Source organism: Mycobacterium sp. M26 (genome assembly GCF_001494595.1).
Classification (GTDB): domain Bacteria; phylum Actinomycetota; class Actinomycetes; order Mycobacteriales; family Mycobacteriaceae; genus Mycobacterium.
The window spans coordinates 1,921,935-1,947,734 of record NZ_LN929907.1 but is presented as its reverse complement, the minus strand read 5'-3'; the positions used below and the strand labels follow the sequence as shown (position 1 = coordinate 1,947,734).

Annotated in this window: 25 protein-coding genes; 4 read left to right on the top strand and 21 right to left on the bottom strand. The window is 67.4% G+C overall.

The features are described 5' to 3' along the window. Positions 1 to 122 precede the first annotated feature (122 nt). Positions 123 to 590, top strand: a complete 468-nt coding sequence (locus BN3385_RS09240; protein WP_059016225.1) for an Rv3235 family protein — start codon at positions 123 to 125, stop codon at positions 588 to 590. Here BN3385_RS09240 and secA read toward each other — a convergent pair whose 3' ends face one another. The 4 genes from secA to BN3385_RS28550 form a co-directional block, all read right to left on the bottom strand. Beyond that, a complete protein-coding gene (gene secA / locus BN3385_RS09235; protein WP_059016224.1) occupies positions 591 to 3,395 on the bottom strand; it encodes a preprotein translocase subunit SecA in 2,805 nt (934 codons plus the stop codon). 89 nt (positions 3,396 to 3,484) lie between these two features. Then, positions 3,485 to 4,159: a ribosome hibernation-promoting factor, HPF/YfiA family gene (gene hpf, locus BN3385_RS09230; RefSeq protein ID WP_156432648.1), complete on the bottom strand. Its 675-nt coding sequence runs from the start codon at positions 4,157 to 4,159 to the stop codon at positions 3,485 to 3,487. A gap of 294 nt (positions 4,160 to 4,453) precedes the next feature. Continuing rightward, positions 4,454 to 5,083 carry a ComF family protein gene (locus tag BN3385_RS09225; protein ID WP_059016223.1) on the bottom strand — a complete coding sequence of 210 codons (630 nt, stop codon included), beginning with the start codon at positions 5,081 to 5,083 and terminating at the stop codon, positions 4,454 to 4,456. A gap of 32 nt (positions 5,084 to 5,115) precedes the next feature. Continuing rightward, on the bottom strand, positions 5,116 to 5,283 hold the full coding sequence (locus BN3385_RS28550) for a hypothetical protein (protein ID WP_197415150.1): 168 nt from the start codon (positions 5,281 to 5,283) through the stop codon (positions 5,116 to 5,118). A 113-nt stretch (positions 5,284 to 5,396) separates the two neighbouring features. Here BN3385_RS28550 and BN3385_RS09220 point away from each other — a divergent pair, with 113 nt between their 5' ends. Beyond that, positions 5,397 to 6,218, top strand: coding sequence for an alpha/beta fold hydrolase (locus tag BN3385_RS09220; protein WP_059016222.1), 822 nt, complete (start codon positions 5,397 to 5,399; stop codon positions 6,216 to 6,218). A 10-nt stretch (positions 6,219 to 6,228) separates the two neighbouring features. On the opposite strand, the gene BN3385_RS09215 is transcribed toward BN3385_RS09220, so the two are convergent. From BN3385_RS09215 to BN3385_RS09195, 5 genes are read right to left on the bottom strand one after another with little or no spacing between them, the layout of a single operon-like run. Continuing rightward, positions 6,229 to 6,756: a VOC family protein gene (locus BN3385_RS09215; protein ID WP_059016221.1), complete on the bottom strand. Its 528-nt coding sequence runs from the start codon at positions 6,754 to 6,756 to the stop codon at positions 6,229 to 6,231. Positions 6,757 to 6,770: 14 nt separating this feature from the next. Further along, complete coding sequence (gene lpqB, locus BN3385_RS09210; protein ID WP_197415185.1) at positions 6,771 to 8,525, bottom strand: MtrAB system accessory lipoprotein LpqB; 1,755 nt, start codon at positions 8,523 to 8,525, stop codon at positions 6,771 to 6,773. Between the two features lie 11 nt (positions 8,526 to 8,536). Next, positions 8,537 to 10,201, bottom strand: coding sequence for an MtrAB system histidine kinase MtrB (gene mtrB / locus BN3385_RS09205; protein WP_059016219.1), 1,665 nt, complete (start codon positions 10,199 to 10,201; stop codon positions 8,537 to 8,539). Between the two features lie 7 nt (positions 10,202 to 10,208). Beyond that, positions 10,209 to 10,895, bottom strand: coding sequence for a two-component system response regulator MtrA (gene mtrA / locus BN3385_RS09200; RefSeq protein WP_059016521.1), 687 nt, complete (start codon positions 10,893 to 10,895; stop codon positions 10,209 to 10,211). Between the two features lie 53 nt (positions 10,896 to 10,948). Beyond that, on the bottom strand, positions 10,949 to 11,581 hold the full coding sequence (locus tag BN3385_RS09195; RefSeq protein WP_059016218.1) for a dTMP kinase: 633 nt from the start codon (positions 11,579 to 11,581) through the stop codon (positions 10,949 to 10,951). 68 nt (positions 11,582 to 11,649) lie between these two features. On the opposite strand from BN3385_RS09195, the gene BN3385_RS09190 reads away from it, so the two are divergent. Next, complete coding sequence (locus tag BN3385_RS09190; protein WP_059016217.1) at positions 11,650 to 13,137, top strand: aldehyde dehydrogenase family protein; 1,488 nt, start codon at positions 11,650 to 11,652, stop codon at positions 13,135 to 13,137. Positions 13,138 to 13,140: 3 nt separating this feature from the next. On the opposite strand, the gene BN3385_RS09185 is transcribed toward BN3385_RS09190, so the two are convergent. From BN3385_RS09185 to BN3385_RS09130, 12 genes are all read right to left on the bottom strand, one after another. After that, a complete protein-coding gene (locus BN3385_RS09185) occupies positions 13,141 to 14,439 on the bottom strand; it encodes a lipase family protein (RefSeq protein ID WP_059016216.1) in 1,299 nt (432 codons plus the stop codon). Positions 14,440 to 14,523: 84 nt separating this feature from the next. Then, a complete protein-coding gene (gene ahcY, locus BN3385_RS09180) occupies positions 14,524 to 15,984 on the bottom strand; it encodes an adenosylhomocysteinase (RefSeq protein WP_059016215.1) in 1,461 nt (486 codons plus the stop codon). Between the two features lie 105 nt (positions 15,985 to 16,089). After that, positions 16,090 to 16,734, bottom strand: coding sequence for a TetR family transcriptional regulator AlkX (gene alkX, locus BN3385_RS09175; protein ID WP_197415149.1), 645 nt, complete (start codon positions 16,732 to 16,734; stop codon positions 16,090 to 16,092). Beyond that, positions 16,731 to 16,919: a rubredoxin gene (locus tag BN3385_RS09170; RefSeq protein WP_059016213.1), complete on the bottom strand. Its 189-nt coding sequence runs from the start codon at positions 16,917 to 16,919 to the stop codon at positions 16,731 to 16,733. Before BN3385_RS09170 ends, alkX begins: the two co-directional genes overlap by 4 nt. Further along, a complete protein-coding gene (locus tag BN3385_RS09165; RefSeq protein WP_059016212.1) occupies positions 16,916 to 17,089 on the bottom strand; it encodes a rubredoxin in 174 nt (57 codons plus the stop codon). The genes BN3385_RS09170 and BN3385_RS09165 overlap by 4 nt, the downstream gene beginning before the upstream one ends. Next, positions 17,086 to 18,255: an alkane 1-monooxygenase gene (locus BN3385_RS09160; protein ID WP_231748709.1), complete on the bottom strand. Its 1,170-nt coding sequence runs from the start codon at positions 18,253 to 18,255 to the stop codon at positions 17,086 to 17,088. Before BN3385_RS09160 ends, BN3385_RS09165 begins: the two co-directional genes overlap by 4 nt. Positions 18,256 to 18,427: 172 nt before the next feature. Continuing rightward, positions 18,428 to 19,906, bottom strand: a complete 1,479-nt coding sequence (locus BN3385_RS09155; protein ID WP_059016520.1) for an amino acid permease — start codon at positions 19,904 to 19,906, stop codon at positions 18,428 to 18,430. A 147-nt stretch (positions 19,907 to 20,053) separates the two neighbouring features. Continuing rightward, positions 20,054 to 20,974 (bottom strand): cation diffusion facilitator family transporter, encoded by a 921-nt coding sequence (locus tag BN3385_RS09150; RefSeq protein ID WP_059016210.1) that lies wholly within the window; start codon positions 20,972 to 20,974, stop codon positions 20,054 to 20,056. A 14-nt stretch (positions 20,975 to 20,988) separates the two neighbouring features. Beyond that, the gene (gene manA / locus BN3385_RS09145) at positions 20,989 to 22,215 is read right to left on the bottom strand and encodes a mannose-6-phosphate isomerase, class I (protein WP_059016209.1); all 1,227 of its coding nucleotides are present in this window, start codon (positions 22,213 to 22,215) and stop codon (positions 20,989 to 20,991) included. 7 nt (positions 22,216 to 22,222) lie between these two features. After that, complete coding sequence (locus BN3385_RS09140) at positions 22,223 to 23,299, bottom strand: hypothetical protein (protein WP_059016208.1); 1,077 nt, start codon at positions 23,297 to 23,299, stop codon at positions 22,223 to 22,225. After that, entirely contained in the window at positions 23,296 to 24,690 is a 1,395-nt protein-coding gene (locus BN3385_RS09135) for a phosphomannomutase/phosphoglucomutase (protein WP_059016207.1), read from the bottom strand. The genes BN3385_RS09140 and BN3385_RS09135 overlap by 4 nt, the downstream gene beginning before the upstream one ends. Before the next feature lie 100 nt (positions 24,691 to 24,790). Further along, positions 24,791 to 25,216, bottom strand: coding sequence for a DUF3499 domain-containing protein (locus BN3385_RS09130; RefSeq protein ID WP_059016519.1), 426 nt, complete (start codon positions 25,214 to 25,216; stop codon positions 24,791 to 24,793). Between the two features lie 161 nt (positions 25,217 to 25,377). Here BN3385_RS09130 and BN3385_RS09125 point away from each other — a divergent pair, with 161 nt between their 5' ends. Beyond that, positions 25,378 to 25,800: a metallopeptidase family protein gene (locus BN3385_RS09125; protein WP_059016206.1), complete on the top strand. Its 423-nt coding sequence runs from the start codon at positions 25,378 to 25,380 to the stop codon at positions 25,798 to 25,800.

Here is a 25,800-nt window from a genome sequence, read left to right as displayed (position 1 = left end):
GCCGTCGCCGCCATCCCGCATGACGGGTGCACACGCGACGGCGCCGACTGTGCCATCATGACGCCAACGGCCCGCTCCTCTCCAGCGGCCGGTCCCTGATCGACCGATCACCGGAGAGTGCCATGCCCAGCGTCGTTCCCGTCGTTCCCGTCATCGACTACGAGCCCCCCACATCCGACGTTGCCGCGGAACCGGTCCGGCTGTCCCGCAGACGAGTACCCGGATCGCCACCGCGGCCGCTGCCGGCGCCGGACGGCGCCCCGATGCGGGCCGCCGGCGGGTTCGCCGACGCCGCGCTGCGCCGGGTTCTGGAAGTCATCGACCGGCGTCGCCCACTGGGGCAACTCCGCCCACTGCTGGCCGGCGGTCTGGTCGACTCGCTGCTACCCGCAGTTCTGCGCCACGACCGTCGCTCCCCGGCCCGACTACGCCGGCTGCGGGTACAGCCGGTCGGTTCCGATGGAACCGCTGCCGAAGTCGCGGCAACCTATACCCGCGATGACCGGGTGCACGCGATCGCCTGCCGGGTGCAGCAGGTAGCAACGCCGACCGGCCTGCGCTGGCAGGTGGTCGCACTGCACATCGGCTGACTAGCCGCGGCGCAGCGTCTTCTGGTCCTTGGCGCGCTGGCGGGCCGCCTCGCGGCGCTCCTTGCGGGTGCCGCCGGCCGCCGCCGCGGCGGCATGCTTGCCGCCGCCGTTGCGCTTGATCTCCGCCGAGCCGTCCTCAGCCGGGCCGGTGTAGGTGAGCTGACGCGAGTCCTCGTCGTCAATTCCCTTGGCACGCAACGCCGGTGCGGCATGACGGCCCTCGGGCTCAGCCTCGGCGGCGCCCAGGTTGGCCAGCCCCTCCGGAACCTGCACGGGTGCCACCGCCGGGGCCTGCTGCGGTACCGCCTCGACCTGGACGTTGAACAGGAAGCCCACCGACTCCTCTTTGAGGCCCTCGAGCATGGCGACGAACATGTCGTAGCCCTCGCGCTGGTACTCGACCAGCGGGTCGCGCTGGGCCATCGCCCGCAGGCCGATGCCCTCCTTGAGGTAGTCCATCTCGTAGAGGTGCTCGCGCCACTTGCGGTCGATCACGTTGAGCAACACGTTGCGCTCGAGCTGACGCATCGCGCCCTCACCGGCCAGCGCGTCGATCTCGGCTTCGCGCTTGGCGTAAGCCTTTTCGGCATCCTCGACCAGGGCGTCGAGCAGCTCTTCGCGGGTCAGTTCGCCCGGCTCGCCGATGGCGTCGGAGTCGATCAGGTCGTGGTGGTCGATGCCCACCGGGTAGAGCTGCTTGAGCGCGGCCCACAGCTGCTCGAGGTCCCAGTCCTCCGAGTAGCCCTCGGCGGTGGCGCCGTCGACGTAGGCGGTGACGACGTCGACGAGCATGTCGTGGGCCTGCTGCTGCAGGTTCTCCCCCTCGAGGATCCGGCGGCGCTCCTCGTAGATGACCTTGCGCTGCTGGTTCATCACCTCGTCGTACTTGAGGACGTTTTTGCGGATCTCGAAGTTTTGCTGCTCGACCTGGGTCTGCGCGCTCTTGATGGCGCGGGTGACCATCTTGGCCTCGATCGGCACATCGTCGGGCAGGTTCAGGCGGGTCAGCAGCGACTCCAGCGTGGCGCCGTTGAAGCGCCGCATGAGCTCGTCGCCCAGCGACAGGTAGAACCGGGACTCACCCGGGTCACCCTGACGGCCGGAGCGGCCGCGCAGCTGATTGTCGATACGGCGGGACTCGTGCCGCTCGGTGCCCAGCACGTAGAGGCCACCGGCCTCGATGACGACTTCGGCCTCCTCGGCGGCTTCGGCCTTGACCTTCGGCAGCTCCTCGTGCCAAGCGGCCTCGTACTCGTCGGGGGTCTCGACCGGGTCCAGGCCGCGCTCGCGCAGCCGCAGGTCCACCAGGAAGTCGACGTTGCCGCCGAGCACGATGTCGGTACCGCGGCCGGCCATGTTGGTGGCCACCGTGATGGCACCCTTGCGGCCTGCTTCGGCGATGATCGCCGCTTCCTGCTCGTGGTACTTGGCGTTGAGGACGTTGTGCGGAACGCGCCGCTTCTGGAACTGGCGCGACAGGTACTCGGAGCGCTCGACGCTGGTGGTGCCGATCAGGACCGGCTGGCCCTTCTCGTAGCGCTCCACCACGTCATCGACGACGGCGATGTACTTGGCTTCCTCGGTCTTGTAGATGAGGTCGGTCTGGTCCTTGCGGATCATCGAGCGGTTGGTCGGGATCTGGACCACGCCGAGCTTGTAGATCTCGTGCAGCTCGGCGGCCTCGGTCTCGGCCGTGCCGGTCATGCCGGAGAGCTTGTCGTAGAGGCGGAAGTAGTTCTGCAGCGTGATCGTGGCCAGGGTCTGGTTCTCGGCCTTGATCTCGACGTTTTCTTTGGCCTCGATGGCCTGGTGCATGCCCTCGTTGTAGCGGCGACCCACCAGCACGCGGCCGGTGAACTCGTCGACGATCAGGACCTCGCCGTTGCGGACGATGTAGTCCTTGTCGCGCTGGAAGAGCTCCTTGGCCTTCAGGCAGTTGTTGAGGTAGCTGACCAGCGGCGAGTTGGCGGCCTCGTAGAGGTTGTCGATGCCCAGCTGGTCCTCGACGAACTCCACGCCCAGCTCGTGCACACCGACGGTGCGCTTGCGGATGTCGACCTCGTAGTGGGTGTCCTTCTCCATCAGCGGGGCGATCCGGGCGAACTCGGTGTACCAGTGCGAGGCGCCGTCGGCCGGGCCGGAGATGATCAGCGGGGTGCGGGCCTCGTCGATCAGGATCGAGTCGACCTCGTCGACGATGGCGAAGTTGTGGCCGCGCTGCACCAGATCGTCCAGCGAGTGCGCCATGTTGTCGCGCAGGTAGTCGAAGCCGAATTCGTTGTTGGTGCCGTAGGTGATGTCGGCGGCGTAGGCGACGCGCCGCTCGTCCGGGGTCATCTGGGCCAGGATCACGCCGACGTCCAGGCCCAGGAAGCGGTGCACCCGGCCCATCCACTCGCTGTCGCGTTTGGCCAGGTAGTCGTTGACGGTGACGACGTGCACGCCGTCACCGGAGAGCGCGTTGAGGTAGGCGGGCAGCACACAGGTCAGGGTCTTGCCCTCACCGGTCTTCATCTCGGCGACGTTGCCGAAGTGCAGCGCCGCGCCGCCCATCACCTGGACGTCGAAGTGACGCTGCGAGAGCACCCGCCAGGCGGCCTCACGGGCCACGGCGAAAGCCTCGGGCAGCAGCGCATCGAGGCTTTCGCCGCCGGCATAGCGCTTCTTGAACTCGTCGGTCTTGGACCGCAGCTCGGCGTCGGTCAGCTTCTCTACGTCGTCGGACAAGGTGTTGACATAGTCAGCCACCCCCTTGAGGCGCTTGACCATGCGACCTTCACCAAGGCGCAGTAACTTCGACAGCACAGTTGTGTTCCCTCGTGGATTGGAGGCGTGAGCGCCCTCCATCCTAGGTGAAGCGCTGTTCGGTCCCCGTCAGCCTGGACCGGGCAGGCCTACGCGAGCCGGATCAACCCGTAGTCGTAGGCGTGCCGACGGTAGACGACCGACGGACGGTCGCTCTCCTTGTCGTGGAACAAGAAGAAGTCGTGGCCGACCAGCTCCATCTCGTAGAGCGCATCGTCGACGGTCATCGGCGTGGCCGGGTGGTCCTTGGTGCGCACGATGCGGCCCGGCTCGTGGTCCTCGACCGCGATCTCCTCGACGGCGGGCGCGGTATCGGCCTTCGGCGTGAATGCGGCGGCGGCGTCGATGACGGCGGTGGCCTCGTGCAGCGAAACCGGGGTCTTGTCGCCGTAGTGCACCTTGCGCCGGTCCTTGCTGCGGCGCAGCCGGTTCTCGAGCTTGTGCACGGCCGCCTCGAAGGCTCCGTAGAAGCTCTCGGCGCAGGCCTCGCCGCGGACGACAGGACCGCGTCCGCGCGCGGTGATCTCGACGTGCTGACAGTTCTTGCGCTGGCGGCGGTTGCGCTCGTGCTCGAGCTCGACATCGAAGCGGTAGATCGAGCGATCGAACCGCTCGAGACGGGCGAGCTTGTTGGAGACGTACACGCGGTAGTGGTCGGGAACCTCGACGTTGCGGCCTGTCACCTGGACTTCGGCGCTGGGCCCGGCTTCGGAGGTTTCATCGGTGTCGGTCAGCTGATCTTCATTCACGGATTGGATTGACATGCTTGACAACTCGTTTCTCTTACGGGTTGCACGCACGGAGCGTGCCCGGCCTGTCATCGATAACTGCGCCGGACAGGAAAGGCACGGACTCTCGCCCGCCGGCGCCAGAGGTCGAAGAAATCACCTCCTACCGTTTCGGCGAAGTGGCGGGCCTGGTCCTAGGCCGCCCCCGTGATGTGTTCACGGTGTGTTGGCCCCGACGGTAGTCCGTGTTCACTCGGTGATGCCACCTTTTCGACGCACCTGTTTCCAGTTCTTAGGACCTTCGTTACAAGGACCAATGACATCGGTGCCTCAGGCGTGCGCGAGGGTGAGCACAGCCGTCACTTGCGCCCCGACGGCGTGCAGGGTGCGCACGGCTTCCCGGGCGGTCGCACCGGTGGTGATGATGTCGTCGATCAGCACGACGGGACCCGTGACGGGGCGGGTGAGGCGGACCCGGCCGCGCAGGTTGTGCTCGCGCGCGGTGCTGGTGAGTCCGACGGAATCACGGACCAGGGCCTTGGTGCGCAGGGCGGCGACGACGGCGAGGTCCGGGTGATGTTCGGTGGCCGCCGCGGCGATGCGGGTGACCGGGTCTCCCCCGCGGCGGCGGGCGGCCCAGGCGCGGGTCGGTGCGGGGACGAGGGTCAGCGGGGTGTCGAGGATGCCCCAGACAGTCAGGTGGTGAAGGCCGAGGGCCAGCGCCCGGGCCAGGGGTGCGACGAGGTCGCGGCGGCCGTGTTCCTTGACCGCGACGATGGCCTGGCGGCGGGCGCCCGCGTAGCGGCCGAGCGCGAAGACGGGCACCTCGGGGTCGACGCGCGGGGTGACCAGGTGCGGCTCGTCGGACTGGACATCGAGGGCGGTGGCGCAGGTGTCACACCAGGTGGTCGACGGTGCACCGCAGCCGCCGCACTCCCGCGGCAGGACCAGGTCGAGCATGGTCGGCAGTGTGCCGCGGGGGTGTGACAGGTCTACAGACCGGCCGAGCGCCTCTCCACGTCGGCGGCGGCGCCGATCCAGACGGCGTAGGCCGCCGAGGTGGCGATCTGGTCGACGGTGTCCTCGTTGCCGCCGAGTTCACGCACCTGATCGCCGATCGCGTAGCGGATGATGTCCACCGATGTCATCAACGGGCTCATGGGTTGCCTCCTCGTTGCCCCCGTACAACGCCACGGTAGGCCGAGAAATTTAGCTCAGCTAGGTGATTCGCTGCCGGGTGCGGCGGACGTGTGACGAGGGTTACGGTCGCAACATGGCCGACGAGCTCAATTACATCGACGCAAACGGACTCAGGTTTGCCTATCTCGACGAGGGCTCGGGCCCGCTCGTGCTGTTGCTCCACGGGTTCCCGGACACCGCACATACGTGGGACGATCTTCGCTCCCGGCTCGCCACAAAGGGCTATCGCGCCGTCAGCCCGTTCATGCGCGGATATCACCCGACCGGCGTCCCGAACGCAGACCCAGATCAGGAGACCTTGGCGCGCGACGTCCTCGCACTGATACCCGCCCTGGGGGCGCAGGAGGCCATCGTCGTCGGCCACGATTGGGGCGCCGCGGCCGCCTACGGTGCCGCAGCGCTCGGTCCGCACCGAGTCGCGAAGCTGATCACAATCGCCATTCCGCACCCGGGAGCCTTGAAACCGTCGTTGCGAAAACTTTGGGGCATACGTCATTTCGCGACATACAAACTCCCGGGAGCCCCGAAACGCTTCGCACGTAACGATTTTGCGGCGCTACCCGCGATCTATCGGCGGTGGTCGCCCACGTGGAGTCCCGCCCCGGGCGAGTTCGACGCCATCCGAGCGTGCTTCTCGAGTCCCGGCAGCCTGAATGCCGCTTTCGGCTACTACCGGAAACTCTCGCCCATCCCTTCGGCATCACTGAAAGCGCGGATCACCGTGCCGACTGTGGTCTTCGCCGGAAGCGATGACCCTGTTGCCGAGCCATCGGACTTTCGAGCCGCCGCCCTTAAGTTCGACGGCGACTACATCGTCGAGGACTTTCCTGGCGGACATTTCCTGCACCGCGAACATCCTGAGGAATTCGCGCAGCGCATCCTGAACCACCTCTAGTCGAGCGCGGTTATCCCATCAGGGAACGGATCGGGTCGCTGCCGTCCCAATCGGCGGCGGCCGAACGCACGAACTCGGCCAGCCATGCCGAGGACTCGGTGAGCTCCATCAGCTCCACGATCGTCGCCGTTCCCGCCGGCGGCACGAAGTAGGCGTAGCGCGCCGACTGCTCGTCCCCGCCCGACCACACCACCGGCCAGCCGGCGGCCTGCCCCGCGGCCAGCGCCTCGTCGAAGTTCTCCGCCCAGTACGCCAGCTGGTGATAGCCGTCGCCGCCGGCATCGGTGAATTCCGAATAGATCGACGGAGTGTCATCGTCCTGGTGGATGACCTCGATCTGCATGTCGCCACTGTTGGCGAAGCCGATTGTCAGCGTCACCGTGCACGGCTCACCCCGGTACACCCCGGTCTGCGTGATGCCCCGCATCACGTACCACGGGCCGACCCCGAGCTGCACCCATTGATTCAGCGTCGCGTCGAAATCGTTGACGATGTAGCCGATCTGGCGGATCGGTCCGGGCAGCACAGGTCCGGGCATCGGAGCTCTCCTTGTCAGCCGGGCAGCACGGGAACGGTACCGGGAACCATGAAAGGCCGTACATCCGACCAGGTTTGGCCGTTCTCCGCATTCGTCCCGGACAGCTGCAGCACACCGCGGGCGTCGGAGACGTAGACCGCAGACGGGTTGGCGGCCACCGCGGTCACCGGCATCGACACGTTGCCGCTGGGCCCGTCGGAGTTCACCCCGTCGAGGTTCACGTACGACACCGGGTGGGCCGGATCGGTGCGGGTCACCACCAGGTCGTCACCGGTACGCCAGGACAGCGACACCACCGAGGACCCCAGGCCGAAGCCCAGGCGGCGCGGATAGGTCAGGGCGAACTCGCCGACCGGGGTCTGCTCCACCCCGGCCAGGATCACCTGCCCGTTGATCACCATCGCGGCGCGGGTCCCGTCCCGGGACAGCTGCAATTCGGTGATGGCACCGGGGAACTTCGAGGTCACCGCCGCGGCATCGACCGGGATGCGAGCCGGCTGGCCGGAGGCCTCCTCCTGGATTACCCGCACCACGCTGTTGCCGTCGACCACCACCCACACCGCGTCGTCCAACGCCCACGACGGCCTGGTCAGCGAGCGTGAATCGGTGGCCTGCGCGGCGGCACCCCCGTTGGGTCCGATCCACAACGAGGACGCCATATCCGGCGCACCCGGCCGCAGCGCCACCACCGAGGCGATGTCCCGTCCGGTGCGCGACAGCGACGCCGACATCTGGTCGCCCATCGCGCCGAACGAACCGGGCACCGGCGTGGCGCGCTGGCCGTCCAGCGACACCATCGACCCGCCGATCAGGGCGTGCACCCCGGCCGACGCGCCGTCGACCACACCGGGATCGGTGGCGGCCACATCGGTGGTGCTCCAGCCGTCGGCGAACCGGTCGTCCAGCGCCGCGCCGTCGGCGTTGATCACATACGGGCCCTTGATGTCGGAGCGGGCCAGCGTCCAGATGATCTGTGCGGCAAGCAGTTGTCTGCTGTGCGGGTCGGTGGTGGTCAGGTTCTCCAGTTCGATGCGTGCGCCGCCGTAGCCCTTGCCGATGCCGGTCTTCCCGCCGTCAGCCCGGCTCACCGGACCGATCATCTTCAGCGGCGCGCCCATCAAGTTGCGCACCGTCTTGGCCATCTCGGGCCGCGGGCCGCCGATGAGTTTGGTCACCAATTCGGTGGCCAGCTGGTCGGAATCGGACACCGCGACGTAGCGCGGGTCGGGCACGACGGTCTTACCGGTGGGATCGACGAAGTACAGCGTGTTGCGCTTGTAGGTGGCCTGGAACTGCTGCCAGTCCAGGAACACCCCGTTGGGCAGCTTGTTGATCCGCCAGCCGTCGGCGGTCTGGATCAGCTCGATGGGCCCGGGGTCGGGCAGCTGGCCGTCGGCGGTCTCGAACACCCCGATATCGGACAGCGAGCCCAGGATGTCGGCCTTCATGGTCACCGAAACCCGGTCCACCGTGCGGGTTTCGACGAACACGACTTTGTCGATCAGCAGGGCGCTGCCCTGGTCGTCCCAGGCGCTGGACGCCGACTCGGTCAGGAACTGGCGCGCGGCCAGGTGCCGGTTGGCCGGGTCGGCGGTGGCCTTGAGGAATTCGCGCAACAGCTGGTCGGGGTCCATACCCGGAGTGGGCTTGGGCAGGTTCTTGGGCTGGGGCCGCTCCACGGTCCCGATCGCTTGCGGCGCCGAGGAATTGGGGACTCCCGCACACGCACCGATCGACAGGGCAACCAGGCCGACCAGAACTGCGGTCAGCAACCGGCGTGTCACACGCTCTCCTGCGCGGGCTCGCGCTGCCGCAGTTGGCGTTGTTCCTTGCGGCCCTCCAGGCGCGGTGTCGCAGTGGGTTTCAGCGGCAGCGGGCTGGTGGTCACCTTGTGGCCGCGCACCAGCGGCAGGGTCAACCGGAAGCAGGCGCCCTTACCGGGCTCTCCCCACGCTTCGAGCCGGCCCTGGTGCAGCCGGGCATCCTCGATGCTGATCGCCAGGCCGAGTCCGGTTCCGCCGGAGCGGCGCACCCGGGACGGGTCGGATCGCCAGAACCGGCTGAACACCAGCTTCTCCTCGCCCGGCCGCAACCCGACGCCGAAGTCGCGGACCGTGACGGCCACGGTGTCCTCGTCGGCGGCCATCCGGATCAGCACCGGCTTGCGCTCGGCGTGGTCGATCGCGTTGGCGATCAGGTTGCGCAGGATGCGTTCGACCCGGCGGGGATCCACCTCGGCGATCACTTCCTGCTCGGGCATCTCGACCTGCAGGTCGACACCGGCGTCGTCGGCCAGATGGCCGACGTTGCCCAGCGCGCTGTTGACCGTGGAGCGCAGGTCGACGGCCTCCACCGACAGCTCGGCGACACCGGCGTCGTGCCGGGAGATCTCCAGCAGGTCGTTGAGCAGCGTCTCGAACCGGTCGAGTTCGTTGACCATCAACTCGATCGAGCGGCGCAGCGCCGGGTCCAGTTCCTCGGAGTGGTCGTAGATCAGATCGGCCGCCATCCGCACCGTCGTCAGCGGTGTACGCAGTTCGTGGCTGACGTCGGAGGTGAAGCGGCGCTGCAAGTTTCCGAACTCTTCGAGTTGGGTGATCTGGCGCTGCAGGCTTTCGGCCATGTCGTTGAACGACACCCCGAGCCGGGCCATGTCGTCCTCGCCGCGCACCGGCATCCGCTCCGAGAGGTGTCCTTCGGCGAAACGTTCGGCGATCCGCGACGCCGAGCGCACCGGCAGCACCACCTGCCGCGAGACCAGCAGCGCGATGCCGGCCAGTAGCACCAGCAGAACCAGGCCACCGGTGGCCATGGTGCCGCGCACCAGCGTGATGGTGCTTTCCTCGCTGTTGAGCGGGAACACCAGGTACAGCTCGAGATTGGGCACCCGCGCGGGCACCGGGGTACCGATCAGCAGCGCCGGGCCGGAGAACGATTCGGTACGCACCGTCGAGTACTGGTAGCTGACCTGTCCGGCTTTGACGAAGTCGCGCAACGACTTCGGAATCTGCTCGACGGGACCTGCCGCCGTCGCCGCCCGCGGCCCGTCACCGGGCACCATCAGTACCGCGTCGAACGTGCCGGCCAGCGCCGCACCCGACGATTGGCCGGTCTTGGAGATCAGAGTGTTGCGGGCCAGCTGCAGGCTGCTGTCCAGGGAGCGGGCCTCTTCACCGCTGACGATGCCGCTGACGGTGTTGCGCGCCCGGTCGATCTCCTCGGTGGCGGCGTGCACCTTCACGTCGAGCACCCGGTTGGTGATCTGACTGGTCAGCACGAATCCGAGCACCAGGATGACGGCCAGCGACAGCCCCAGCGTCAGCACGACGACACGCAATTGCAACGAGCGGCGCCAGATCTGCGCGACCGCCCGGCTCAGCGCGCTCGTGCCCCGAACCAGGGGGCCCGAACGCCCCCAGGGACCGCGAACACGAGCTCGAATCATGCGCGGCTCACGGAGGTCCGGCCTTGTATCCCACTCCTCGAACGGTCAGCACCACCTGCGGGTTCTCCGGGTCCTTCTCGACCTTGGCCCGCAACCGCTGGACATGCACGTTCACCAAACGGGTGTCGGCGGGGTGACGGTAACCCCACACCTGTTCGAGCAGCACATCTCGAGTAAACACCTGCCGCGGTTTGCGTGCCAGCGCCACCAGCAGGTCGAACTCCAGCGGTGTCAGCGAAATCTGCTCACCATTGCGGGTCACCTTATGGGCGGGCACGTCGATGTCGATATCGGCGATCGACAGCATCTCGGCCGGCTCGTCCTCGTTGCGACGCAGCCGCGCACGAACCCGGGCCACCAGCTCCTTCGGCTTGAAGGGCTTCATCACGTAGTCGTCGGCGCCGGACTCCAGGCCCAGCACCACGTCGACAGTGTCGGTCTTGGCGGTCAGCATCACGATCGGCACACCGGAGTCCGCACGCAGCACCCGGCATACGTCGATGCCGTTCATCCCGGGCAGCATGAGGTCCAGTAGCACCAGATCGGGGCGCAGTTCACGCACCGCCGTCAGCGCCTGCGACCCGTCGCCGATCACCGCGGTGTCGAAACCCTCACCCCGCAGCACGATGGTGAGCATCTCGGCCAACGACGGATCGTCGTCGACAACCAGAATCCTTTGCCTCATGGAGTCCATGGTGTCACCGAATCGCGACAAACCCCGGCTACCACACGGGCGCGTCACGACATTTACCCTGCGTGCAATGACCGGGCGAGCTCAATCGGGTTGACGTCGGGGGCGATGACCGACCACGGACCGCCCCAATCGGCGGCAGCCAACTCGGCGTAGACCGCTCCGGTGCGCTGCTGGAGCCCGTCGTCGCGCTCATAGGCGTCACGCGCTCGGTCGGATTCCTGCTCGGCGCGCTGCCGGGCGCGCTGGGCCGCCAGCTCGACGGAGGCGTCGAGAAGCAGCTGCCGGTCCGGCCGGGGCAGGGCGAACCGCCCGTACTCCAGCTCACCCACCCACGACACCACCTCGCCGGTCGCGCCCTGGTGGAGCCGCGCGGCGCTGTAGGCAGCATTGGAGGCGACATAGCGGTCCAGGATGATGACGTCGTAGCGCGCGCCCAGATCCGCGATGAGGTCTTTGGCGCCGGCCCGGTCGAGGGCGAACAGCACGGCCATGGCGTAGACGGACTCGGCCAGGTCGCCGTGCCGGCCGTGCAGGGCCTCGCTGGCCAGATCGGCGTGGATCGAGTCGCCGTAGCGCGGGAACGCCAGCGTGGTCACCGAGCAGCCGTCGGCTTCGAAGGCCTGCTGTAGGCCGCGGGTCAGCGTGCGCTTTCCGGCTCCGTCGAGTCCCTCGATGACGATCAGCACCCCGCGAGCCTAGTGCGTGCCGCCGGTAGAGTTCGGCGCATCGAAGCCCCGGCGAAGGGATGTAGTCCATGACCACAACAGCACCGTCCCATCTCGGTGTGGATCCCTCGGTGACCCAGTTGCGCGCCGCCCTGGACATGCAACGGGCGGCGCACATCGCCGCGGGGTCGCCGAGCGCCCAGGAGCGACTGGACCGCATCGATCGGTTCATGGCCGGTGTTCTGGAGTACGCCGACGACCTGGTCGCCGCGCTCAGCGCCGACTTCGGCAACCGGCCCGCGCTGACGAGCTACTTCGCCGAGATCGTCAGCGTGCTGCCGGAGATCGACGTGATCCGGGCCGGCATCGAGGACTGGATGGCCGATGAGGAACTGCCGGTGGCCACCATGGCCGGCATCCCGGCCTTTGTGCAGACCCGCCCCAAAGGTGTCGTCGGCATCGTCGGGCCGTGGAACTTCCCGGTGCTCTTGGTGATTCAGCCCGCGATCGAGGCACTGGCCGCCGGCAACCGGCTGATGATCAAGTTCTCCGATATCCCCGAGCGCACCGCGGCGGTGTTCGCCGAAGCGGTCAACAGCCGGATGCGCCCAGACGAAGTCGAGGTGGTTCGCGGCGGAATCGACACTGCTGCAGCGTTTTCCGACCTGCCGTTCGACCACCTGATCTTCACCGGGTCACCCTCGGTCGGAGCAATCGTCGCCCAGGCAGCCGGCCGCAACCTGGTGCCGGTGACGCTGGAGTTGGGCGGCAAGAATCCGGTGGTGATCGCCGACGATGCGGATCTGGCGCTGGCCGCCGACCGGATCTCCGGTGTTCGCCTGATGAACGGCGGACAGATCTGCCTGTGCCCGGACTACGTGTTCGTGCCGGCCGCTGCGGTGGAGGAGTTCGTGTCGCTCTACCGCGAGTCCGTCGAGCGCCGCTTCCCCACCTACGTGAACAACGAGAACGTCGTCACCATCGTCAATGACCGCAACTTCGCCCGTGTGGTCGGCCTCGTCGAGGACGCCGCAGCCAAGGGCGCCCGGGTGGTGACGATCGCCCCCGCCGACGAGGCCGAGTCGCTGCCGGATGCGGCCACCCGCCGGATCGCCCCGACGGTGCTGCTCGACGTCACCCCGGATATGCATATCGCGACCGAGGAGATTTTCGGCCCGGTGATCGTCGTGTACCCCTACACCGACCTCGACGAGGCGATCGACTACATCAACTCCTTCCCCAGTCCCCTGGGCGCCTACTTCTTCGGCTCCGACGGCCCGCAGTTCCAGCGGTTCATCGCCCGCACCACCAGTGGTGGGGTCACCCGCAACGACGTCGGCTTCCACTGGTCGACGCCGGGGGCGCCGGCCGGCGGTATCGGCCGCAGCGGGATGGGCGCCTACCACGGCAAGGTCGGCTTCGACGAGTTCAGCCACAAGCGCACCATCGCCGCGAACGCAGGCCCGGCCGGTATGGCGTCGCTGGTGCTGCCGCCCGCCGGCGCACGCGAAACCGAGGCACTACGCGGCATGATCGGTGCGGCCTACCAGACCATCAGCGGCCGAATCGAGAGCTGAGGCTCAGAACTGCCCGCAGTTCGGTGTGGTCGGTTCGCCGTTGAACCGGTCGGCGATCCACTGCATCGCGGCCTCGCCGTCGACCAGCATGGGCAGGGCATGGTTGACCACCGCCTTGTTCAGGAACGGCGGTTCCTCGTTGGTGCGGAACTCGACGTCGGCCCCCTGCGCGCACCAGTCGCGGCCGAGCTGGTTGGCCGCCGCCCACGGCACCAACGGGTCGTAGCGATTGCTGTTGATCAACACGGGCGCATTGGGTTTGAGGCGCCCGATCCGCTGCTCGTCGAACAGGCTGGAGAACGGCTCGGAGTTCACCAGTTCGGTCATGTCGCGGTTGAAGTAGGGCTGTAGGTGCCGAAACATGAACTTGGTCAATGTTTCTGCCACGCACTGGTCGGCGACCTTGGCGAGCAGGTCTTCTCCGCGCGGGGTCAGGGTGGCCCGGATCTCGTCGGCGTGCTCGGGGTAGGCGGCGATCACCGAGTTCAGCGCGTAGCCGACCACCCCCACCAGGGCACTGCCGTCGGCGTAGGGAAACAGTTCCTTCAGGTCGGCGGGCGGCGCACCGGCGTAGCTGCCCACGACGTGCTGCTCGGGGGCGTAGGTCGAGGCCAGCTCGGCCGCCGAGGCCGCCGCCCCGCCCCCTTGCGAGTAGCCCCAAAAGGCCACCGGCCCATGGGGATTCAGTGAGGTGTCGGGAAGCCGCATGGCGGCGCGGGCGCCGTCGAGCATGGCGTGGCCTTCGGAGAGCCGGTTGACGTAGGTGTGCTGCACCCCGATGGTGCCCAGGCCCTCGTAGTCGGTCATGAAGATGGCGAACCCGCGGGCCACCATCGTCGCGACGAACATCTCCTCGTAGTTGAACGTCAGATCCAGGTACGGCGCCCAGTGGATGCCCTGGTTGAACTGCCGCGACGGTGCGCACTGGTCGCCCTGCCCCTGGGTCCCGGGACCGTAGACGATCAGCGGCCGCGGGCCACGGCCCGGCCAGTCGTTGAACGGCTCGAAGTAGGTGCCGGTGACCACGTCCGGGTTACCGCGCCCGTCGGTGCTGCGGTACATGACGCGAGTTCCGGTGGCCATGATCGCGCCGAGCTGCCCGGAGGGTTCGAGCACCAGCCGCGACGGCTCGCTGCGCACCACGTCACCCGGTTGCAACTGCGGCGGGATCGGGTTGGGCGGGGTGTAGAACTCGGTGTACTCGTCTTCGTTGTAGTACGGGTCCCAGTTGCGGTCGGCATGCGCGACCGGCGCGAACAATGTTGCGGCGCAGACAATTACAACGAAAAACCGCAATCCCATGCGGCGCAGATTACGGCATTGAGGCGGCGCACAGATCGAGTTGTCCCATCCGGGCCCGATCCGTGCGCCGCCTCGGCGCGCGCTCTAGTACCGGTAGTGCTCCGGCTTGTACGGGCCCTCGACGTCGACGCCGATGTACTCGGCCTGCTCCTTGGTCAGCCTGGTCAGCGAACCGCCGAGCGCTTCGACGTGGATCTTGGCGACCTTCTCGTCGAGGTGCTTGGGCAGCCGGTAGACCTCGTTGTCGTATTCGTCGTTCTTGGTCCACAACTCGATCTGGGCGATGACCTGGTTCGAGAAGCTGTTGCTCATCACGAACGACGGGTGCCCGGTGGCATTGCCGAGGTTGAGCAGCCGCCCCTCGGACAACACGATGATCGAGTGGCCGTCGGGGAACACGAACTCGTCGACCTGCGGCTTGATGTTGATGCGGCGGATGTCCGGATCGGCCTCGAGCCGAGCCATCTCAATCTCATCGTCGAAGTGGCCGATGTTGCCCAGGATCGCCTGGTGCTTCATCGAGCGCATGTGGTCGAGGGTGATGATGCCCTGGTTGCCGGTCGCGGTGATGACGATGTCGGCCCAGCCGATGGCCTCTTCGACGGTCTTGACCTCGAAGCCGTCCATCAACGCCTGCAGGGCGTTGATCGGATCGATCTCGGTGACTGCGACGCGCGCACCCTGGGCCTTGAGCGCCTCGGCGCAGCCCTTGCCGACGTCGCCGTAGCCACAGACCAGTGCGGCCTTGCCGCCGATCAGCACGTCAGTGCCGCGGTTGATGCCGTCGATCAGCGAGTGCCGGGTGCCGTACTTGTTGTCGAACTTGCTCTTGGTGACCGAGTCGTTGACGTTGATGGCCGGGAACACCAGCTCGCCGGCGGCGGCGAACTGGTACAGCCGCAGCACGCCGGTGGTGGTCTCCTCGGTGACACCCTTGACCGACTCGGCGATCGTCGTCCACTTGGTCTTGTCGGTTTCGAAGCGCTCACGGAGCAGGTTGAGGAACACCTTGTACTCGGCGGAGGCGTCGTCCTCGGCCGGCGGGACCACACCGGCCTTCTCGAACTGGGCGCCGCGCAGCACCAGCATGGTGGCGTCGCCGCCGTCGTCGAGGATCATGTTGGCCGGCTCGCCGGGCCAGGTCAGCATCTGCTCGGCAGCCCACCAGTACTCCTCGAGCGTCTCGCCCTTCCAGGCGAAGATCGGCACGCCTTTGGGTTCCTCGGGGGTGCCGTGCGGGCCGACGACGGTGGCCGCCGCCGCGTGGTCCTGGGTGGAGAAGATGTTGCACGAGGCCCAGCGGACCTCGGCGCCGAGCGCGACCAGTGTCTCGATGAGCACCGCGGTCTGCACGGTCATGTGCAGCGAACCGGAGATGCGCGCACCCTTGAGCGGCAGCACCTCGGCGTATTCGCGACGCAGCGACATCAGGCCGGGCATCTCGTGCTCGGCGAGCCGGATCTCCTTGCGGCCGAACTCGGCCAGGGACAGATCGGCGACCTTGTAGTCGATGCCGTTGCGGGTGTCGACAGTCAGTTCAGACATGTAAGAGCCCTCTTCGTTCGTCATTGCCGGTGTGCGCGCAGACGCGCGCAGGCGACATCCCCAGCCTGCGGGCTCGCGGGACAGGCGCAGTGGGCGCTCTGACAGCTAGGGAATATCGATAACACCGTAGCGTTCGGCGAACGGCGTCATCAAACGGGCTAGGTCAGCGGCCACGTCGTGGTTGGCTTCCGGCGGCATCGAGATGTAGCTCATCGCCAGCCGGACGATCGCGCGGGCCAGGACGCCGGCGTCGGAGTCGCTGGCCCCGACCCAGCTGTTGATGAACGCCTCGGTCAGCCGCTCGGAGGCCCGGGTGATGATCGGGGCGCTGTCGGTGGTGATCATCTGCAGCAGGTCGGGCTTGGCCACCCCGGTGAGCAGGGAGATCACCAGCGGGTCGGCGGCCGACTCGGTGAAGAACACCCGGAAGCCCTCGGAGAAGGCCGCGAAGACGTTGCCGACGTTCGAGGTGATCGCGTCGTCGATGGCGTCGACCAGCCGATCGGTCAGTCTCAAGGCGTATCCCTGCGCCAGGCCCTGCCGGGAGCCGAACTCGTTGTAGATGGTCTGCCGGCTGATGCCGGCGGTGCGGGCGACGTCGGACAGCGTGATCGCCGACCAGTCCTTGGTCAGCAGCTCCTCGCGCATGGCGTCGAGCACCGAATCCCGCAAGAGCGCACGCGAGGCCTCGGGATAGGGAACCCGAGGCCTCGTCACACGCGCGAGCGTAGTCGAAACAGCCGTTGTCACCCGCGCGCGACTTCCACCATCTCGAAGTCCGACTTGGCCGCGCCGCAGTCCGGGCAGCTCCAGTCCTCCGGGATGTCGTCCCACCGGGTGCCGGGGGCGATGCCGTCCTCCGGCCAGCCCTTGGCTTCGTCGTACTCGAATCCGCACTGCACGCAGATGAACAGCTTGTACGCCTGCTCGCTCACTGCTTTACCTCCATGGCTTCGAAGTCGATCTTCTCTCGGACCCCGCAGTCCGGGCAGCACCAGTCGTCGGGGATGTCGGCCCAGGCGGTGCCGGCCGGGAAACCTTCCCGGGCGGCACCTGTGGCCTCGTCGTACACGTAGTCACAGATCGGGCACTTGTAGGCGCTCATGCGTTGGCTCCAGCTGCTCCGTAGCGGGCCAGGATCTTCTCGCGGCGACGCGGGTCGATGTTCACCTTGGTGATATCGCCGTTGTAGTGCTCGAGGACCCGGTGGTCCATCATCTTGCGCCACACCCACGGCAGGTAGGTCACGCCGATCAGGGTCGCGTAGCCGGTCGGCAGCTCGGGAGCACCGTCCATACTGCGCAGCGTCTGGTAGCGCCGGGTGGGGTTGGCGTGGTGATCACTGTGCCGCTGCAGGTGGTACAGGAACAGGTTGGTCACCAGGTGATCAGAGTTCCAGCTGTGCTCCGGGGTGCACCGCTCGTAGCGGCCGTTCTCGTTCTTCTGCCGCAGCAGGCCGTAGTGCTCGAGGTAGTTGACCGACTCCAGCATCGCGAAGCCGAACACCGCCTGGATGATCAGGAACGGGATCAGGGCCGGGCCGAACACCGCGATCAGGGCGCCGAACAGCACGACGGTCATCAGCCACGCGTTGAGGACGTCGTTGCCCAGCCAGGTGCGCGGGTCCCACGGGCTCTTGCCGAGCCGGCGGATGCGGGCGGCCTCGAGCTTGACGGCCGAGCGGGCACTGCCCCACACGCTGCGCGGCAGGAACTCCCAGAACGTCTCACCGAAGCGCGACGATGCGGGGTCTTCCGGAGTGGCGACGCGGACGTGGTGGCCACGGTTGTGCTCGATGTAGAAGTGGCCGTAGGCGGTCTGGGCCAGCGTGATCTTGGACAACCAACGCTCCAGCGACTCCTTCTTGTGGCCGAGTTCGTGGGCGGTGTTAATACCGGTTCCGCCGAGCACGCCGACCGACAGGGCCAGACCGATCTTGGCGAACCAGCTCAGGCCACCCTCGTAGCCCAGCCAGCTCAGGTCCGACGCGGTGAACATGTAGGCACCGAAGATCAGGCTGGCGTACTGGAACGGGATGAAGATGTAGGTGCAGTACCGGTAGTACTTGTCGTTCTCCAGGTACTCCATCACCTCATCGGGCGGGTTCTGCCCGTCGCGGCCGAACTTCAGGTCCAGCGCCGGCAGCAGCATGTAGATCAGGAACGGACCGACCCAGAAGAACACCTGCGACGCAGCGGTCCAACCGAGTTGGTTCATGCCCCAGACGATCGGCAGCACCACGAACAACGCGGTGGGTGCGATCAGACCCATCAGCCACAGGTAGCGCTTCTTGTCACGCCACTGCGTGGGTTCGACCCGGGCCGTGCCGGTATCTAGCTGAGACGTCACGACTATTACCTCCATGTGAGTGCCATCACCGTTGATGAGTTGACTATAGAGGTGAATTTGTCGGTTGTCTAGACAAACAGCATGCTTTTGTAAATCAGCTGCTGGTGGCGGCCTGCCGTTGCCCGAGTACCGAGTGCCTGCGCCCGTAGGCGAGGTAGATGACGACGCCGATGACCATCCAGATGCCGAACCTGATCCAGGTCAGGCCGGTGAGGTTGAGCATCAGCCACACGCACGCGACGATCGACAGGATCGGCAGCACCGGCACGAACGGTGCCTTGAACCCGCGTTCCAGGTCGGGTCGGGTGCGCCGCAGGACGATCACGCCGGCCGACACGAGCACGAACGCGAACAGGGTGCCGACGTTGACCATCTCCTCGAGTTTGGCGATCGGGAAGACGGTGGCCGCCACCGCAATGAGGACGGCGACGATGACGGTGATGCGCACCGGGGTTCCGTGCGACCCGGTGTGGGCCAGCCCCCGCGGCAGCAGGCCGTCCCGCGACATCGCGAACAGGACCCGGGACTGGCCCAGCACCAGCACCATGACGACGGTCGTCAAGCCGGCCAGCGCCCCGATCGAGATCACCTTCGCCGCCCAGTTCACCCCGTTGATCGAGAACGCGGTGGCGAGGTTGGCCTGGCCGTGCCCCCCGGACGCCAGATCCTTGTAATTCACCATCCCGGAGAGCACCACCGAGACCGCGACGTAGAGCACGGTGACGATCGCCAGCGAGGCAAGGATGCCGCGGGCGACGTCGCGCTGCGGATTCTTGGTCTCCTCGGCGGTGGTGGCCACCACGTCGAACCCGATGAACGCGAAGAACACGATCGAGGCACCGGCCAGCAGGCCGTACCAGCCGTAGTGGCTTCCCTCAGCTCCGGTGAGCAAGGAGAACACCGACTGGTTGATCCCGCTGGCGTCGCTGCCCTTGCCGCCCTCGGCGGGCGGGATGAATGGCGAGTAGTTGGCCGTCTTGATGTAGAAGGCGCCGACAACCACGACGAGCAGCACCACCGACACCTTGATCGCGGTCATGGCGAAGGAGAAGTTCGACGACAGTTTGGTGCCCAGGGCCAGCAGGGTGGCCACCGCGGCGATGATCAGCAGGGCGCCCCAGTCGAAGTCGAACGGCCCCACGTCCACCACGCCGCCGGAGAACCCGAAGACCGTGCCCAGATAGCTCGACCAGCCTTTGGCCACCACCGCGGCACCGACCGCGAACTCCAGCACCAGATCCCAGCCAATGATCCACGCGACGAACTCACCGAAGGTGGCATAAGAGAACGTGTAGGCGCTGCCCGCGACCGGCAGAGTGGAGGCGAACTCCGCGTAGCACAGCGCGGCCAGCCCGCAAGTGACCGCGGCGATGATGAACGACACCGAGATCGCGGGGCCGGTGATGTTGCCGAAAGTCGATGCGGTGACGGTGAAAATGCCGGCGCCGACCACGACAGAGACCCCGAAGATGGTCAGATCCCACCAGGTCAGATCTTTGCGTAACCGGGTGCCCGGTTCGTCGGTGTCGAGGATGGATTGCTCCACCGACTTGGTGCGCCAGTTGCGGGTCATCATCGCGTCCCTTCTGTTCACCGGATGAGCCGGTGATGCAGGAGGTTACGTGGATCGGCATGGGCGGACCGGCGAATCCCGCGAAACGACATCAGCCTTCCCGCCGCCGACGCGGATCCCGTTCCCGCGGAATGGTTCCTGCCCGGGTCAGCTCCGAACCGCGCGATCGAGATCCGGTTCCAGGTAGATGACCGCCGCCGCGGGCACCTTGGCCCGCACGGCTGCTTCGGCGTTGTCGATGGTGGCCGCCACGGTCGCCAGATCGGTGTTGGGCGCCAGCGCGATCTTCGCGCCGACGAGCATCTCCTCCGGCCCGAGGTACTGGGTGCGCAGGTGAATCACCCGGTCGACATGCGGTGTCTGTTCCAAGGCGGTCTGGATGGCCTTGCACTCCTCGGCAGTGGCACCCTCGCCGATCAGCAGGCTATGCATCTCGATCATCAGCACCACCGCGATCACGCCGAGCAGTGCGCCGATGAGCAGGGTGCCCACCCCGTCCCAGATCGGGTTGTCGGTCAGCATCGTCAGACCCACGCCGGCCAGGGCGAAGATCAGGCCGATCAGCGCACCGGTGTCCTCCAGCAGCACCACGGGCAGTTCAGGGTTACGCGACCGGCGGATGAACTGCCACCAGGTGCTCGACCCCTTCAGCGGCCGGGATTCCACCATCGCGGTGCGGAAACTATAGGTCTCCAGGGCGATCGCCACCGCCAGGATCCCGACCGCCACCAGCGGTGAAGTCAGCGGCTCGGGGTGCGAAATCTTGTGGTAGCCCTCGTAAAGCGCGAAGATCGCGCCGAGCGAGAACAGCACCAGCGCCACGACGAATGAGTAGAAGTAGCGGCTGCGGCCGTAGCCGAACTGATGCAGACTGTCGGCTTCTTTACGGGCCTGACGCTGGCCGAACAGCAGTAGACCCTGGTTGGAGGTATCGGCCACCGAGTGCACCGACTCGGCCAGCATCGAGGAACTGCCGGTGATCAGGAAGCCGACGAACTTCGCCACCGCGATACCGGCATTGGCGGCCAACGCGGCCAGAATGGCCCGGGTACTGCCCTCGGTCGACATGGCGTCCTCCTTGTTCAGAGGCCAACCGTAGCCCGGAACAGTTTCGAGGGCTCACCCGCCTCGAGCCGGATCGGGCCGTCGTCGGCGGCCACCCAGGCCGAGGATCCGCGATGCAGCGTCACGACATCGGATTTCGCGCGCACCACCACGCTGCCCTCGGTACAGACCAGGATCTGCGGCCCGTCATGGCGCGACGGCGCGTCGACCTCGTGGCCCACCTGCGATTCGTCGAGCACCAGCACCGAGGTGGCGAACTCCGGCGCCGGGGTGTCGTAGACCAGTTCGATTCCGTCGCGGTGGGTGGGCGGATGCAGCGTGGCGTTGTCGGCCGGGGTGAAGTCCAGAACGCGCAACAACTCCGGGACATCGACGTGCTTGGGCGTCAACCCGCCGCGAAGGACGTTGTCGGAGTTGGCCATCACCTCCATGCCGACACCCTGCAGATAACTGTGCAGGTTGCCCGCCGACAGGAAGATCGCCTCGCCGGGGGCCAGGCTGATCCGGTTGAGCAGCAGTGCTGCCAGCACACCGGCATCACCGGGGTAGCGTTCCCCGAGTTCGAGCACCGTCCTGGCTTCGGCAGCGAATTCCGTTGCCCCCGAACGCACATAATTGACGGCACCTTCAAGCACAGCCGGGATCAGGACATCGAGATCCGGCTGCGGGGCGGTGATCCAGGTGGTGAACAGCGCGCGCAGGCCATCGGCGTCGGATTGTCCGGACAGCAGGGCGATATAGGGATCCAGATCCGCCACCCCGAAAGCACGCAGCAACTCCACCGTCCGGGCAGCTGGCCGGAATCCGGCGAGGGCCTCGAATTGGCTTAGTGCCACCAGCAATTCGGGCTTGTGGCTGCGGTCGCGATAGTTGCGCACCGGGGAGTTCAGCGGCACCCCCATCCGGTCTTCCCGCACGTAACCCTCGACCGCCTGCTCGGCGCTCGGGTGGGCCTGCAGCGACAGGGGTTCGTCGGCGGCCAGCACCTTGACCAGGAACGGCAGCACGTCGCCGAAGCGGGCCCGCACCGCCGGGCCGAGCTGACCCTCGGGATCGGACCGCACGGCATCGAGCAGGGACTGCTCACCATCGGCGGTCTCCAGACAGGCCGGATCGCCGGGATGGGCACCCAGCCACAGCTCGGCCTCGGGATGTGCTGTGGGAGAAGGCCTCCCGGTGAAGTCGGCGATGGCTGTGCGCGACCCCCACGCGTACGTGCGTATCGCTCCTCGTAGCAGTTCCACTGCCCCGCTATCCCCCTGCCAATCTCAGGTAGACCGCTGCCATTTCGAACCGGACAGCCAGCGTCGCCAGCTGTTGTTCGGCCCGCCCAGTCGGCACCTGAACGGCACCAGCTTCCCCGATGTCCTCGGCACCCACAACTTGGACGTCGTCCACGCCGGCCACCCGAGCACCTACCACCGCACGCTCGGCGGCCAGCGTCAGGGCGAGTACGCGCATCCGGCTCGGCAGTGGACCGTCGAGTTCCTCGTCGTGGAACAGCGCATCGACCGGGTCGGCGAAACCCCGTGCCGCACCGGCCCGCAGCGCCACCAGCGCATCGGCCAGACCGGCCGCGGCCACCGCGACGTGCCCGACCCGCAGCAGCACCGCGGCGGCATGCCGGGCCAGTGCCAGCGTGGCGGCGCCGTCGCCGGCGATCACGGTCTGCCTGCCGGTGATCCGCTCGGCCAGCGACTTGGCCGGATTGGTGAATACCTCCCGGCCCGCGCTGTTGCGCAGTGCCTCGGCGTCGAGTTCGTCGGCCAGCGCCGACAGGTCGGACTGCAATGCCGGGTCGACGGCGGCGAGCGTGGCCAGCCCGGCGGCCAGATACCGGCACAGCCCGAATTCGTCGGGCACCCAGAGCCGGGGCGCCAGCACGGCGGTACGCCCGGCGGTGGCGTCGCGCAGCGGGCCCTCGTACGGTGCGGCCACCACCACGCGGGCGCCGCGACGCACGGCGGTGGCCGCCGCACTCACCAACGCCGGGTCACCGGGGTCGTCGCCGGCGACGACCAGAACGTCCAACGGCCCGATCCAGGGCGGGGATTCGGCGGCCACCACGATCGGCTCCCCCGCCAGTCCACCCAGGCAGGCGGCCAGCATCGTGCCCGCGGTCTCGGCCGGCCCACGCCCGGCCACCCACACCACGGTGCGGGGTCGGTGATCAGCACTCACCGACTCCAGTGCCCCTTCGTCGACGGCAGCCGCCGTGGCCCGGACCTGCGCCCCGGCCATCGCCGCCGCCCGCAACAATCCGTCGCGGTCGGCTTCCAGCAGCCCTTCGGTGTCGTCGAAGTCCACCGTCGCGTGGGGCGAACTCATGTGACCGTCTCGCTGTGCGCTGATATCTGCTCGCCGACACGGGTGACGATGTCGTCGACCTCCGCGGCCGTGCGCGCCTCGACGTTGAGCCGCAGCAGCGGCTCGGTATTGGAGGTACGGAGGTTGAACCAGGCGCCGTCGCCGAGATCGACCGTCACGCCATCCAGGTGATCCAGTGAGATCACTTGCTCACCAAAGGATTTCAGCACACTCTCGACGCAGGCCGGGGCGTCGTCGACGCGGAAGTTGATCTCGCCGGAGGCGTCGTAGCGCTGATAGTCGGCCATCAGGTCCGATAGCGAGCGGTCCTGTTCACCGAGGGCGGCCAGGACATGCAGAGCGGCCAGCATCCCCGAGTCGGCACCCCAGAAATCGCGGAAGTAGTAGTGCGCCGAATGCTCACCGCCGAAGATCGCGCCGGTGTCGGCCATCAGGGCCTTGATATAGGAGTGGCCGACGCGCGAACGCACCGGCGTGCCGCCGCGCTCGATCACCAGCTCGGGCACCGCACGCGACGTGATCAGGTTGTGGATCACCGTGGCACCGATCTCCCGCGCCAGCTCCCGGCCGGCGACGAGCGCGGTCACCGCCGACGGCGACACCGGTTTTCCCTTTTCGTCGACGACGAAACAGCGGTCGGCGTCACCGTCGAAGGCCAGACCGATATCGGCCTTCGTCTCGACCACGAACTTCTGCAGATCCACCAGGTTGGCCGGCTCCAGCGGATTGGCTTCGTGATTGGGGAACGACCCATCGAGTTCGAAATACAGCGGCAGCAGCGTCAGCGCCTCGATGGGGCCGAGCACCGCGGGCGCAGTGTGGCCGGCCATCCCGTTGCCGGCGTCCACCGCCACCCGCAGCGGCCGCAGCTCGGTGAGGTTCACCAGCGACCGCAGGAACTGGCCGTAGTCGGCCAGCACATCCTGGTCGTGCACCTGCCCGGCGGCACCGTCGTAGGCGGGCACACCGGCGATCAACTCCTCACGGATGATCGACAGCCCGGTGTCGTCCCCGACGGGCTTGGCACCGGCCCGGCACAGCTTGATGCCGTTGTAGGCGGCCGGGTTGTGGCTCGCGGTGAACATCGCGCCGGGGCAGTCAAGGAATCCGGAGGCGAAGTACAGCTGATCGGTGGAGGCCAGTCCGATCCGCACCACATCCAGACCCTGGCTGGTGACACCGTCGGCGAACGCTGCGGCCAGCGCCGGTGAGCTCTCCCGCATGTCATAGCCGATGGCAACCCGCCCGGCCTGGCTGCCCTCGCTGCGCAGCAGCCGCGCGAAGGCCGCACCGACGTCGGCGACAAAGGCCTCGTCGATCTCTTCCCCAACCAGACCACGCACGTCGTAGGCCTTGATGACACGACGTACCGCGGCGGCGGCCCTGGACATGGCGGATCTCCTGACTGAGGCAACTGTTGGCCGCCAGCCTATCTGTTCACACGCCGCGGTAGCGGCGTCCTTATCGCCTCAGTCTGGCGTCAGGCGTGAATCAATCTGCGGGATCGGGCAGTACCCGCAGGTGCCCACGCCGCCGACCCGAGGTGGTGGGCCGCGCAACCGCTGATGGCATCATCCCGGCACCCGGTGCGGTGGCGTGCGCGGCGCCGCTGGGGTCGGAGAACCCTGCGATCGGCGGCCCCGACGGCAGCTCACGGCCCTCTCGGACGGCATCGGCCAGGGCGACCAGATCGTCGTCTTCCAGATATTCCGGCAGCGGGGCGGCGTGGCGCACCAGCTCCCACCCGCGCGGCGCGGTGATCCGGTTGGCGTGGGTGATGCACAGATCCCACGAGTGCGGCTCGCGGTTGATCGCCAGCGGTCCGACGACTGCTGTGGAGTCGGAGTAGACGAACGTCAATGTCGCCACCGCGTAATGGGGGCACGCGGGCCTGCAGCAGCGACGGGGAACATTCACGCGTGTGAGGCTATCGCGCGGCAATTGCAGGTGAGCGGCGGACACGCGCAGCAGCGGAGCCGTCGATTCCCAACCGTTACGATCGCTCGGTGGCCGATTCCCGCAGTTCCCGGCGAGGTGGTCGATCCGGGGGCGCCGCCGGCTCCCGCCGTGGGCGCGAGATGCGCGGCCCGTTGCTGCCGCCGACGGTTCCGGGCTGGCGCAGCCGGGCCGAGCGGTTCGACATGGCCGTGCTGGAGGCTTACGAACCTATCGAGCGGCGCTGGCAACAACGACTGGCCATCTTGGATGTCGCGGTCGACGAGATCCCCCGGATCGCGCCGAAGGACCCGGACAGTGTGCAGTGGCCACCGGAAGTAGTGGCTGACGGGCCGATTGCGCTGGCTCGATTGATCCCAGCCGGTGTCGACGTGCGCGGCAACTCGACGCGAGCCCGAATTGTGCTGTTCCGCAAGCCGATCGAGCGTCGAGCCAAAGACTCGATCGACCTGACCGATCTGTTGCATGACATCCTGGTGGCACAGGTGGCCACGTATCTCGGGGTCGAACCGTCGGTGATCGACCCGAGCCTGGAAGAGGATTAG